14 protein-coding genes are annotated in these 11845 nt (G+C 59.8%); 9 read left to right on the top strand and 5 right to left on the bottom strand.

Annotated elements, in window-relative coordinates:
- Positions 1-19 precede the first annotated feature (19 nt).
- The 6 genes from SynNOUM97013_RS07405 to SynNOUM97013_RS07380 all read left to right on the top strand — a co-directional run bounded on the left by SynNOUM97013_RS07405 (position 20) and on the right by SynNOUM97013_RS07380 (position 4926).
- Complete coding sequence (locus tag SynNOUM97013_RS07405; protein ID WP_186479165.1) at positions 20-1315, top strand: glucose-1-phosphate adenylyltransferase; 1296 nt, start codon at positions 20-22, stop codon at positions 1313-1315.
- 113 nt (positions 1316-1428) lie between these two features.
- The gene (gene gndA, locus SynNOUM97013_RS07400; protein ID WP_186479164.1) at positions 1429-2847 is read left to right on the top strand and encodes an NADP-dependent phosphogluconate dehydrogenase; all 1419 of its coding nucleotides are present in this window, start codon (positions 1429-1431) and stop codon (positions 2845-2847) included.
- 10 nt (positions 2848-2857) lie between these two features.
- Entirely contained in the window at positions 2858-3574 is a 717-nt protein-coding gene (gene pgl / locus SynNOUM97013_RS07395) for a 6-phosphogluconolactonase (RefSeq protein ID WP_186479163.1), read from the top strand.
- A complete protein-coding gene (locus tag SynNOUM97013_RS07390; RefSeq protein WP_186479162.1) occupies positions 3571-4143 on the top strand; it encodes a CIA30 family protein in 573 nt (190 codons plus the stop codon). Before pgl ends, SynNOUM97013_RS07390 begins: the two co-directional genes overlap by 4 nt.
- Entirely contained in the window at positions 4133-4507 is a 375-nt protein-coding gene (locus SynNOUM97013_RS07385; protein ID WP_186479161.1) for a hypothetical protein, read from the top strand. The genes SynNOUM97013_RS07390 and SynNOUM97013_RS07385 overlap by 11 nt, the downstream gene beginning before the upstream one ends.
- A gap of 242 nt (positions 4508-4749) precedes the next feature.
- Complete coding sequence (locus SynNOUM97013_RS07380) at positions 4750-4926, top strand: hypothetical protein (RefSeq protein ID WP_186479160.1); 177 nt, start codon at positions 4750-4752, stop codon at positions 4924-4926.
- A 336-nt stretch (positions 4927-5262) separates the two neighbouring features.
- On the opposite strand, the gene ilvD is transcribed toward SynNOUM97013_RS07380, so the two are convergent.
- Genes ilvD through SynNOUM97013_RS07365 form a run of 3 tightly spaced genes read right to left on the bottom strand, consistent with a single transcriptional unit; the run spans position 5263 to position 7928 of the window.
- Positions 5263-6936, bottom strand: a complete 1674-nt coding sequence (gene ilvD, locus SynNOUM97013_RS07375) for a dihydroxy-acid dehydratase (RefSeq protein WP_186479159.1) — start codon at positions 6934-6936, stop codon at positions 5263-5265.
- Positions 6937-6989: 53 nt separating this feature from the next.
- Positions 6990-7286: a hypothetical protein gene (locus SynNOUM97013_RS07370; RefSeq protein WP_186479158.1), complete on the bottom strand. Its 297-nt coding sequence runs from the start codon at positions 7284-7286 to the stop codon at positions 6990-6992.
- A 24-nt stretch (positions 7287-7310) separates the two neighbouring features.
- Entirely contained in the window at positions 7311-7928 is a 618-nt protein-coding gene (locus SynNOUM97013_RS07365) for a uracil phosphoribosyltransferase (RefSeq protein ID WP_186479157.1), read from the bottom strand.
- Between the two features lie 137 nt (positions 7929-8065).
- Between SynNOUM97013_RS07365 and SynNOUM97013_RS07360 the strand changes: the two genes are divergently transcribed.
- Both SynNOUM97013_RS07360 and cobW read left to right on the top strand, forming a co-directional pair.
- Positions 8066-8545, top strand: a complete 480-nt coding sequence (locus SynNOUM97013_RS07360; RefSeq protein WP_186481507.1) for a pentapeptide repeat-containing protein — start codon at positions 8066-8068, stop codon at positions 8543-8545.
- Positions 8545-9675 carry a cobalamin biosynthesis protein CobW gene (cobW, locus tag SynNOUM97013_RS07355; protein WP_186479156.1) on the top strand — a complete coding sequence of 377 codons (1131 nt, stop codon included), beginning with the start codon at positions 8545-8547 and terminating at the stop codon, positions 9673-9675. The genes SynNOUM97013_RS07360 and cobW overlap by 1 nt, the downstream gene beginning before the upstream one ends.
- A gap of 78 nt (positions 9676-9753) precedes the next feature.
- Here cobW and SynNOUM97013_RS07350 read toward each other — a convergent pair whose 3' ends face one another.
- Together SynNOUM97013_RS07350 and SynNOUM97013_RS07345 are read right to left on the bottom strand one after the other, a co-directional pair.
- On the bottom strand, positions 9754-10368 hold the full coding sequence (locus SynNOUM97013_RS07350; RefSeq protein ID WP_370586411.1) for a hypothetical protein: 615 nt from the start codon (positions 10366-10368) through the stop codon (positions 9754-9756).
- 81 nt (positions 10369-10449) lie between these two features.
- The gene (locus SynNOUM97013_RS07345) at positions 10450-11019 is read right to left on the bottom strand and encodes an isoprenylcysteine carboxylmethyltransferase family protein (protein WP_186479155.1); all 570 of its coding nucleotides are present in this window, start codon (positions 11017-11019) and stop codon (positions 10450-10452) included.
- 38 nt (positions 11020-11057) lie between these two features.
- Here SynNOUM97013_RS07345 and SynNOUM97013_RS07340 point away from each other — a divergent pair, with 38 nt between their 5' ends.
- Positions 11058-11765 carry an SDR family NAD(P)-dependent oxidoreductase gene (locus tag SynNOUM97013_RS07340; protein WP_186479154.1) on the top strand — a complete coding sequence of 236 codons (708 nt, stop codon included), beginning with the start codon at positions 11058-11060 and terminating at the stop codon, positions 11763-11765.
- The last annotated feature ends 80 nt before the right edge of the window (positions 11766-11845 follow it).

Genomic DNA, 11845 nt, shown 5'->3' with positions numbered 1-11845 from the left:
GCCGATCTTCGGGGGCGGCATGAAGCGCGTTCTGGCCATCATTCTCGGGGGAGGTGCGGGGACGCGTCTCTACCCACTCACCAAGATGCGGGCCAAGCCAGCTGTGCCGCTGGCGGGCAAATATCGACTGATTGATATTCCGATCAGCAACTGCATCAATTCCGACATCAACAAGATGTACGTGATGACGCAGTTCAACAGTGCGTCACTCAATCGGCACCTCAGCCAAACCTTCAATCTCAGCAATTCCTTCGGCGGTGGTTTCGTCGAGGTTCTCGCTGCTCAGCAGACTCCCGACAGTCCCTCTTGGTTTGAGGGCACCGCTGACGCGGTTCGGAAGTACCAGTGGTTGTTCCAGGAATGGGACGTCGATGAGTACCTGATCCTTTCCGGTGATCAGCTGTACCGCATGGACTACAGCCGGTTCATCGAGCACCACCGCAGGACCGGTGCTGATCTCACCGTTGCGGCCTTACCCGTCGACCCCGCACAAGCCGAGGCCTTCGGGCTGATGCGCACGGATGGGGATGGCAACATCCTGGAATTCCGTGAAAAGCCCAAGGGTGACTCGCTGCGGGAAATGGCTGTTGACACCTCCCGTTTCGGCTTGAGTTCCGAATCCGCCCAGGAGCGCCCTTACCTGGCGTCGATGGGCATCTATGTCTTCAGTCGCAAGACGCTGTTCGATCTGCTTGACACGAACACCGATCACAAAGATTTCGGCAAGGAGGTCATTCCGGCATCACTGGCGCGCGGTGACAAGCTCCAGAGCTATGTCTTCGATGACTACTGGGAAGACATCGGAACGATTGGTGCTTTCTATGAAGCCAATCTTGCTCTGACCCAGCAGCCGAAGCCACCTTTCAGTTTTTACGACGAGAAGTTCCCCATTTACACCCGTCCGCGTTATCTGCCGCCGAGCAAGTTGGTGGATGCGCAGATCACCAATTCGATTGTGGGTGAAGGGTCGATTCTCAAGTCCTGCAGTGTTCACCACTGTGTGCTCGGTGTGCGTAGTCGCCTCGAATCCGATGTGGTGCTCCAGGACACTCTGGTGATGGGTGCCGATTTCTTTGAATCCAGCGAGGAACGGGCTGTTCTCTCCGAGCGGGGCGGGATTCCTCTTGGTGTGGGCCAAGGCACCACGGTGAAGCGAGCCATCCTCGATAAAAATGCCCGGATTGGTCGCAACGTCACCATCGTCAACAAGGATCACGTTGAAGAGGCGGATCGTCCGGAGCTTGGCTTCTACATCCGCAATGGCATCGTCGTCGTGGTGAAAAACGCCTCGATTGCTGACGGCACCGTGATTTGATTCGACGCTCTGACTCGTCGATCTGATGCCTCATTCCTGACACACATTGACCATGTTGCAGCCGACTTCGGTTGCCATGGTCACACTGTGTTCAGTGCAGGGTTCAGCTGACCATGTCCAAGGCCCATTTCGGTTTGATTGGTCTCGGCGTGATGGGGGAAAACCTGGTCCTCAATGCCGAGAGCAATGGGTTCTCCAGCGTTGTCTACAACCGCACCTACGCCAAGACGGAGGAATTTCTTAAAGGTCGCGGCGTCGGCAAAAACATCCAGGGTGCAACGGATCTTCAGGACTTCGTCAATAAATTGGAGCGGCCCCGCCGCATCTTGATGATGGTTAAGGCTGGTGGGCCGGTTGATGCTGTGATCGAGCAGATCTCTCCACTGCTGGAGCAGGGGGATCTGCTCATCGATGGAGGTAATTCCGAATATCACGACACCGAACGTCGTGTCGCCGAGCTGGAAAGCAAGAGCTTCGGTTTCATCGGAATGGGTGTGTCCGGTGGCGCCAAAGGAGCGCTTGAAGGGCCGAGCATGATGCCGGGTGGAACAAAAGCCTCTTACGACGCGATCGAAAGCCTTGTCACCAAGATGGCGGCTCAGGTCGACGACGGACCTTGTGTCACCTACATCGGCCCGGGTGGCTCCGGTCATTTTGTGAAGACCGTCCACAACGGCATTGAATACGGCATCGAGCAGATCCTTGCCGAGGGGTACGACCTGATGAAACGGGTCGGCGGCATGACCGGTACGCAGATGGCCGATGTGTTCGCTCACTGGAACAGCACCGAGGAGCTTGCCTCGTATCTGGTGGAGATCACGGAGGTTTGTCTGCGCACCAAAGATCCCGAGGATGGAGCCGATCTAGTCGAGAAGATTCAGGACAAGGCCGGTCAGAAAGGAACGGGGCTTTGGACCGTGGTGAGTGCGCTGCAGATGGGGGCTTCCGTCCCAACGATCTATGCCGCACTCAATGGTCGGGTGATGAGCTCCATGAAGGGTCAACGCATCAAGGCCGAATCGATCCTTCAGGGGCCCGTCATCCAGCCCTTTGATATGGGCACTCCAGCTGATGGCATGGCACTTCTGATGGATGCCATGGTTCTGGCTTGCATGGCCAGTTATGCCCAGGGCATGGAACTGTTGCGCATCGCGTCAGCGGAGCATGACTACAACTTGCACATGCCGTCGATCGCACAGATTTGGAAGGGGGGCTGCATCATCCGTGCCCGTCTTCTGCAGCGCATTCAGGATGCCTTCAACGCCGATCCTCAGCTCGTCAACCTGTTGATCGACCCTTGGTTCGCCGATCAGGTGAATCGTCGTCTTCCCGGGTTGGCGAAGATTGTTGCGGGCGCTGCCGCAGCCGGTATTCCAGTGCCTTGTCTGAGCAACACCCTCGATTACATCAACAGTTACCGCACTGCGCGCCTTCCCCAGAACCTCGTGCAGGCCATGCGCGATTGCTTTGGCTCTCACACCTACGAGCGGGTCGATAAGGACGGCATCTTCCATACCGAGTGGTTGGACTGAGGTCGGGCCGATGAGCTCCTATCGCCTTGAACGCGCCAATTCCAAAGATGCACTTGCCCGGCGCGCTGCCGAGCACATTGGTGCTGCCATCGACCTTGCTCTGGATCAGCGTGACAGGGCTCAGGTGGCCCTGTCCGGTGGAACCACTCCAGCGCAGGCCTACGCTTTGCTCGCTCAAGAGCACCTTCCTTGGGATCGGGTGGATGTGCTGCTCGGCGATGAACGCTGGGTGGCTGCTGACGACGAATCCAGCAATGCCCGCATGCTCCGTCAAACTCTGCTGATAGCGGGACAGCCTGGAGCAAAAGCCTGTTTTCATCCGGTGCCAACCACGTCACTGCCGTCGGCAGAAGCCAGTGCAGATGCTTTCTCGGATCTACTGGGTACCCTCTGTGACGGGCAACCGCCCGTCTTCGACCTCATGCTTCTGGGTCTTGGGGATGATGGACATACCGCGTCCTTGTTTCCTGGCACGGAGGCACCTGCGGTCTGCGATCGCTGGACCACCATCGGTCGTGGCAAAGGACTGGATCGGATCACGTTGACCGCACCCGTCCTCAGTGCTGCTCGTCAGGTGGTGTTTCTGGTGAGTGGCGAAGGCAAACGTCAGGCGTTGTCGCGTCTGCTCGACCCCGAGGAGTCTCCGGAACGCACACCTGCCAAGCTGGTGCAGCCAGGATCAGAGATTCTTGTGCTTGCTGATCAGGCTGCTTCCCAAGGGCTTTGACGATTCCCCCCTCCCAGCCCGCGCCTGAGATCAGAACGGTTGTTGCCGGTCAAGGATTTCGAGAGTGGGCCAGTCTCAACGACACGATCATGGGTGGGGCGAGCCGAGCCGGGTGTCGTGTCACGGACCAGGGGCTGATGCTCGAAGGCGAGGTGGTGAGTGAAGGCGGTGGTTTCGTCAGTTGCCGATCACCCGTGTTTCGTCCGCCCCTGGATCTCAGTGGTTTCAACGGTTTGCGCTTGACCCTCGATGGAGAGGGCCGCAGTTTCAAGGTGGCTGTGGCCTGCCGGGACGGGGTGCTTGGACTCACCGAGCTGATCCCTGGGGGTTTGCGTTGGGTGACCACGGTCGCGACGCAGCCATCGTCGACCACCGTGGTCGACATTCCTTTTGAACAGCTCCGGCCTGTGGTGAGGGCCAGTCCGGTCAGCTTGCCCGTGCGTTTCGACCCGTCCTGCATTACCCGTTTGCAGCTGCTTCATTCCCGTTTTGGTGATGATGGCCAGGCCAACCCCGGCTACAAAGCGGGCCCCATTCGGATGTTGTTGCGTTCCATTGATGCCTTCTGAGCTCGGACCGTGCGCTGCGTTGGAAACGCTGATTGCCGCAGCCGCGGACGTCTGCAGCAAGCCTTATCTGCATGCTGTGCTCTCAGCTGAAGACGCCACACCCGAGGACTACCAGGGTCGGATCGAGTGCCGCAATGGTGAAGGTGAGCGCATGCGTGAGCTGGACCTCGAACTGGAGGTGTACCGGAGTGGTGTGGAACTCAATCTCACGTTGGCCTGGGCTGACCAACCCGATAGACCGATGCTGTGGCACGGCCAGCATCCGGTGTGGATGGATGGTGAAAGCGGCAAACGTTGTTCGGCACCTGCCGATGGTGCACCGTTGGAGGCCTTGGCCCGTCGACTCAGGGCCTTGCTGGCTTGAGGTCTGCGAACGGATCAATAAAAAACCACCGCTAGCAATAGTGCCTGCGGTGGCCGGGTGATGGGGATCCATATCATCCCAACCCGAGATCGGGAAGTCAACGCTAGATGTGGTGTGACGGCTGGCTGACGGGGCACGCACACTTGGTCACGGTCACGGTCACGGTCACGGTCACGGTCGAGCGACACCAGCCACGGTCTGCAACCCTCTCTCTCTTAACTATTGGCTGATGCAACGCGGCGATGGCTCGCGGAGAAAACAATCCAAGCAACGACGAGGGCAAGGGACTGAAACCCGAGACCATTCGATGGTGGGATGACCGGGTTGAGCAGCTCATCGCAGAACAGCGTGGCAGTGATGCCCTTGCCCTGGCAGATGAGTTCATCATCCCCAGGAACAGAAGAAAGCTCTCGGACTGACTGAACTGCCGTGGCTCGGCGCCTCGCTGAGGGACGACACGGGGTCTGGAGCGCCCCAGGGGTTTCTCGATACCACGTTGCGATCTGTCTTTTGCAATGGGCCTTGAATGCGCTCTGATCCTCCAAGCGCGCAGCCCTGAACTTGTTGCATCGGTCTTGAAACTCATCCGTGAGCACTGTCACCGACGGTGTTGAGATGAGGTCACTCGCTCATGGAGTGGTCCTGCGTTCTGCTCGTTCGCGCACAGCCGCTCCCATGTCAGCCAAGTTCCGAGGGAATTGGGCTGCAACAGCCAGAAGCGGCAGCGACGACGCATGCTCACGTCGTCGTTTTGATTAGTCGCAGTGGTCGGTCGTCGCACCACGACTGGCACATGCGACAAGTCTCGAGTATTTGCCAAGGATGCCTGTGCGGTAGCGAGGTGTCGGTTTCGTCCAGGCGGCACGCCGGCGTTCAAGTTCAGCCTCATCCACGTTCAGCTGCAGCAGCAGTTGATTGGCATCGACGGTGATGCTGTCGCCTTCTTGCACAAGGCCAATGGTGCCTCCAACGGCAGCTTCAGGCGCCACATGGCCGACCACGAGTCCGTAGGAGCCTCCGCTAAAGCGTCCGTCGGTGATTAGCGCCACCTTTTCACCAAGCCCCTGACCGACAATGGCAGAGGTGGGCGAGAGCATTTCCCGCATCCCCGGACCACCCACGGGTCCTTCATTGCGAACCACCACCACATCACCGGGCTTGATCTGGCGATCGAGAATCGCGGCTAAGCAGGTTTCCTCGCTTTCGAACACGCGAGCGGGCCCCGTGAGCACAGGTGTCTTCACACCGCTGATCTTGGCCACGCTGCCCTCGCTGGCCAGGTTTCCCTTGAGGATGGCTAGATGACCCTTCTGATAGAGGGGATTGGAAATCGGTCGGATCACATCCTGGTCTGCGGGCGGTGTGGAGGGAACATCCGCCAGCAATTCCTTAAGCGTTTTGCCTTCGATCGTTCGGCAATCGCCGTGCAGCAAGCCGGCATCCAGCAGCTGCTTCATCACCTGAGGAATGCCACCGGCGCGGTGCAGATCCACCGTGACGTATTGACCGCTGGGCTTCAGGTCGCAGAACACAGGAACGCGTTGGCGGATGCGTTCGAAGTCATCAATGCTCAGCTCAACACCTGCTGTGCGAGCGATGGCCAGCAGATGCAGCACGGAGTTGGTGGATCCACCCACGGCCATGATCACGCTGATGGCATTTTCAAAGGCCTCTCGCGTCATCAGATCGAGGGGGCGGATGTTGGCCTTCACGGCGTCGAGCAACACTTCCGCCGAGCGTGCAGCGCTGTCAGCTTTTTCCTGGTCCTCCGCAGCCATGGTGGAGCTGTAGGGCAGGCTCAGGCCCATGGTTTCGATCGCCGCACTCATCGTGTTGGCAGTGAACATGCCGCCGCAGCTGCCGGCTCCTGGGCAGGCGTTCTTCTCCACCGCTGTGAGCTGCTCCTCATCGATGTTGCCGTTGGTGAGCTGACCCACGGCCTCGAAGGCGCTCACCACGGTCAGATCACAGCCGCCCAGTTTTCCCGGTTTGATCGTGCCGCCATACACAAAGATGGATGGGATGTTCATGCGGGCCATCGCCAGCATGGCGCCGGGCATGTTCTTGTCGCAGCCACCCACGGCCAGCACGCCATCCATGCTCTGGCCGTTGCAGGCTGTTTCAATCGCATCAGCAATGACCTCGCGGCTGACCAGGGAGTACTTCATCCCTTCCGTCCCCATCGAGATGCCATCACTGACGGTGATGGTCCCGAACATCTGAGGCATGCCTCCTGCTGCACGGGCTGCTTCGACAGCACGCTTGGACAGATCGTCGAGGCCGACGTTGCAGGGAGTAATAGTGCTGTAGCCGTTGGCGATGCCAAGGATCGGCTTGCCGAAGTCTTCGTCACCAAAACCGACGGCGCGCAGCATGGCGCGGTTCGGGGAGCGTTGGATCCCTTGGGTGACGGCGTCGGATCGAAGCATGTTGAATTCCGCCCTTGGGCGAACCATTTCGAACAACCTACCGGCCGTCCTGATCAGTCCCTGGAGCCGAGATCCTCGAGCTGGCGGCGCACATCAGCGATGGCGGCATTCAATTGTTCAACGCGGGCTTCGAGGTGACCTTCTGTTTCCACCGTTGGCTGATCGCCAGCACTGATTGCTTCGCTGCCGTCCTGCATCCGCGGGGCGTAGAGCATGGAGCGTTGGTTACGAAGTCGTCTGCGGCGGTCTGCTTCTGACAGCAGCCACCACCCCAATCCTGCGGCCCCGAGGACCGCACCACTCACCAGAGTTGCCAGGGTTCCTGAGGTCGAGTCCTGCTGCCGCACCATGGGCTTTCGTTGAGTCCTCCCAGACTAGGGCGCCTGAGACGTTCTGATTCCCAGTCGTTGCAGGGGATCACCGATCCCGGGAAGAATGCGCTGCTGTTCATCCAGTTCAGCATCGATGCAGGCCGTGTGAATGGTGATCTCGGGATAGGTTTCCCCGATCTGCTTCAGACCTGGGCTGGCAGCGAGGGCGGTGATTACGCGTAGGCGTGGTGCCTCAACACCGAGTCGCTCCAGTGATCTCAACAATCCAATTAGTTCGTCCCCCAGGCTGATCTGATCGATCAGCAGCACAACACCGGCCTGGGTTTCAATTGCTTCAGGAAGCCCTCCAAGGCAGAGCTCAGTGCTGGGAAGCACCTGCCGTGCTCCTTCCCAAAGATGCAATCCCCCCGGAAGGATCGGCACCGCGAGCAGGGGAACTCCTGCCTCGATCACCGTGCCCTCCGTGCTGGCCAAAGGCGTCTGAACGGTGTCGCGTCGATGAGGCAGCCAGTCACGCAAAGCCTCATAGGTGAGCCAGCGGCCAAGTTCTTCCATTGCCGTACGACATAACGGAGCCGGCGTTCCCTGATGCCTCAGCACCGTCAGCCAGTGGGCAATGAGGGGGTGGGGCGGTACCACCACCCGGAGAGTCTTGGCCATGGCACGTGGCTGGGCAGTTGTCTGCCATAACGTGACCGTTCAAGTTACGGCAACTGCACCCAGCAACTGCCGACCGATCCCATATCACTCCCGTGCTAGCTCGTTCTCGTTTTCTGTTCCGCCGCGTCGTGGCGTCCATGGCTATCGCCCTGGTTCTGATGGTGGGTTTGTTGAGCAATGGCGGTGCGGCTGAAGCAATCACCGCTCCTGAGCTCAGAGGCCAGCGCGCCGTGCAGGACATCAGCCAGGACATGCATGGTCGCGACCTCAAAGAAAAGGAGTTCCTCAAGGCTGATCTGCGTGAGGTGGACCTCAGTGCCGCTGACCTGCGCGGAGCCGTGATCAATACCTCGCAACTTCAGGACGCTGATCTGCGCGAGGCCGATCTGCAAGATGTTGTGGCCTTCTCCAGCCGTTTTGATGGCGCCGATCTGCGTGACGCCAACTTCACCAACGCCATGCTGATGCAAAGTCGTTTCAACGATGCTGAAATTGAAGGGGCTGATTTCACCAATGCCGTGATTGACCTTCCTCAGCTCAAGGCGCTCTGTGCCCGGGCCAATGGAGTGAACACCAAGAGTGGCGTCAGCACCCGTGAATCGCTTGGTTGCCGCTGATGGCGACTCGACTGCCTGTCACCGTCATCACCGGTTTTCTTGGTGCCGGTAAAACAACAATCCTCCGCCATCTGCTCACCACCAGTGGTCAGCGTCTGGCTGTGATGGTCAACGAGTTCGGCACGGTCGGCCTGGATGGCGATCTGATCCGCAGCTGTGGGTTCTGCCCTGAGGAGGAGGTTGATGGGCGTCTGGTGGAACTGAACAACGGCTGTCTTTGTTGCACCGTTCAGGACGATTTTCTGCCCACGATGGAGACGCTGCTGCAGCGTTCCGACCAGCTGGATGGCATCGTCGTTGAAACTAGTGGGCTTGCGCTTCCAAGACCGCTGTTGCAGGCCTTGGAATGGCCGGAGATTCGCAAACGTGTCCATGTCAATGGCGTGGTCACGGTGGTGGATGGTGAGGCGTTGAGTGCAGGCAGCCCGGTCGGAGACCCTGCTGCTCTGGAGCGCCAGCGCCAGGACGACCCCAGCCTTGATCACCTCACCGCCATCGATGAGTTATTTGAGAACCAGCTCGCGTCAGCTGATCTGGTGTTGATCAGTCGTAGCGACCGTCTCCAGCCGGATCAGCTCAAGACTGTGCGGCAGGACCTTGCCTCGAAGTTGAGAGCCGGGACTGAAACCCTGGCCATCAGCCGCGGCGTTCTGGATCCCGGCCTGGTGCTTGGAATCGACGCCACAAGCGATGGGAAGAACGTGGTTTCTGATCACCACGAGCACGAGCATCCCAGCCATAGCAGCCACCACGATCACAGCCACCACGATCACGGTGATGGGCACGATCATCACGATCACACCCATGTGGAGGCTCTCAGCGGTCAGGTTCGTTGCGAAGGCTCCGTGTCGCGGCAGCAGCTGGAGCAGTTGCTGCCTGACTTTGTGCGCGAGCATGGCGTGATTCGGCTCAAGGGCCGTGTCTGGCTGGAAGGCAAGTCCTTGCCGCTGCAGATTCAGATGGTGGGTCCGCGTCTAGACAGCTGGTTCGAAGCTGCGCCGGATCTGGCTTGGCAGCCTGCAGGCGGCACGGGCATCGAGCTGGTGGTGATCGGTCTTCAGGCCGATGCCGCAGCCCGGCTGGAAGACAGCCTTCAACCTCTGATGGCATGCGCTCCCGCATCCACCTGATCGCTCTCGCTTCGGCATCGACAGGCTGACTGGACTGTCACCCTCGACGCCTGCGACGTTCAGCCTTAGCGCGATTCCTTAATCGATCACGTCTAGTTGGGTGGTGCCGTTGCTGTCGATCAGGCGGGCCAGTTCAAGCATGTCCGCCCTACGCACGAGACCGATGCATCCGAGCGTGCCGCTTTGGGTGTTGTTGATGCCGGCGCTGGGATCTTGATGAATCCCCAAAACCCGCCGTCCGGTGATGAAGTTGGGCTCAATGCTGATCCACACCGGACCGAGTTCTGGATAAGCACCTGCTGCCAGTGGTTCCACAACGCCGACGCTGTAGGAACCGGTGGGTAGAGGTGCTCGGCTGCCCATGCGGTCTCGGTCCGCGTTCTGACGGTTGGCCCGCCCACTGACGGCATCGAAGCGTCGCTGAGGCTCGCCGGGGATCTCCAGCATCAGCTCCCAGATGGGATCACCCGTTCTGGGAATGCGGCGATCCGTGCGCCTGAGCAGCAGCTTGGAAGTCGGTTCCTGTTCCGCTTCCATCGGTTGTGGCTCCAGCAAGGCCATCAACGATTGCCGTTGCTGGGGTCTGGCTTCGGCTTTCCTCGGGGTCAGAGCTCCTGCTGAGACCACAAACGCCGCCACGCTCAGGCCAGTGATCACGTTGGTGAACGGAAGGCGCTGAGCGGTCAAAAGCATCCTGCTGGCGGAAAATCGTGCCAGTCCTAGAGGCAATGATTATCCCTTCAAGGACGGATAAACGGTTTTCTAGCTGGCCGATCAGTCGCGCCAGTCCAGTCCAGGGATGTGGGCAACGATTGCAGGCGTCTCCGTCCGGTAGGTCGCATAGGAGGGAAGGATGCTCAGCAGGGCCTTCTCCTCCCGTCGTGCCTTGCCCACCAGCAATCCACAGAGCATCAGCAGAAGCAGCAGGTGCAGAACACTTCCCAGGGCGATCACGACCCCGAGCGAACACACCAGCACGGCGCGATAGAGGGGATGCCGGCACTGCCGATAGACCCCGTCCATGACAAGCGCTGCTCCCGGTTTGGGATCGGGAAGGGGCGAAAGGCTGGCCCCCAGTGTCAGAAATCCCTGCAGCGCCAGGGCCAGGCCCAGTATCAACACCATTAGGCCAATCAGACGAAGCGGAGTCGGCCAGTGCACACCGAAGCCATCCGGTGACGGCCAGGTTGGCGCCAGATGGGCGGCGATCAGGATCAGCTGGGCCAGCAACCACCACTCGCCTCGACGGTTGTGAAGCCATCCATCCCAGCTCAGTCCCCAGCCCGTGAAGGCTTGTTTCCAGTCAGACACGGCAACGTCAGCTCTAGAGCTTCGAGATCCCATCAGTGGGACCATGCTGCGATCCTGACGCACACGCCAGCATGCGAACCGCAGTAATCACCGGTGCGAATCGGGGGATTGGTGCCGCCGTGGCCCGCGCTCTGTTGGCGGATGGTCATCGTCTGTGCCTGGCCGTTCGAGATCCAGAGACGCTGGTTGGTACTGACCTTGACCCTCAACGGCATGGCGATCGTCTGATCGCCTGCCGCTACGACGCCCGAGATCCTGATGATGCCGAGCGGATGATCACAACCACCCTGGCCCATTTCGGTGGACTCGACACGGTGGTCCACTGCGCCGGGATTCTGCGTCGCACTCCTCTGGTATTCAGTGACGATCAGATTGGGGAGCCCGATGAGCTCTGGCGCGTCAACGTGATGGGGCCCTGGTTGCTGACCCGTGCCGCATGGCCAGCGCTGGTGGCGTCATCGCAGGGACGGATTCAGGTGTTGGTGTCGATGAGCGGCAAGCGCTGCAAGGGAACGTTGGCGGGTTACACCGCCAGCAAATTTGCCTTGATGGGGCTCTGTCAGGCCATGCGCAACGAAGGCTGGGAGCAGGGGATCCGCATCACTGCGATCTGTCCTGGCTGGGTCAACACCGACATGGCATCGGCGGTTCAGTCCATGGCTCCTGAAGCCATGACCCAGCCAGAGGATCTCGGTCGCTTGTCAGCACACCTGCTCACGCTTCCTGACTCCGCTGTGCCGTTTGAGTTGGCGGTCAATGCCTCGCTGGAGCGCGGCTGATCTGGTGGGAATCACAAAAGACAAACCAGCCATCAGGCTGCGATGGATCTCAGCGTCGCTACTTGTTCCATCAACGCTCC

Source organism: Synechococcus sp. NOUM97013 (genome assembly GCF_014279815.1).
Lineage (GTDB): Bacteria > Cyanobacteriota > Cyanobacteriia > PCC-6307 > Cyanobiaceae > Synechococcus_C.
This window is presented reverse-complemented; position numbering and strand designations above follow the sequence as displayed.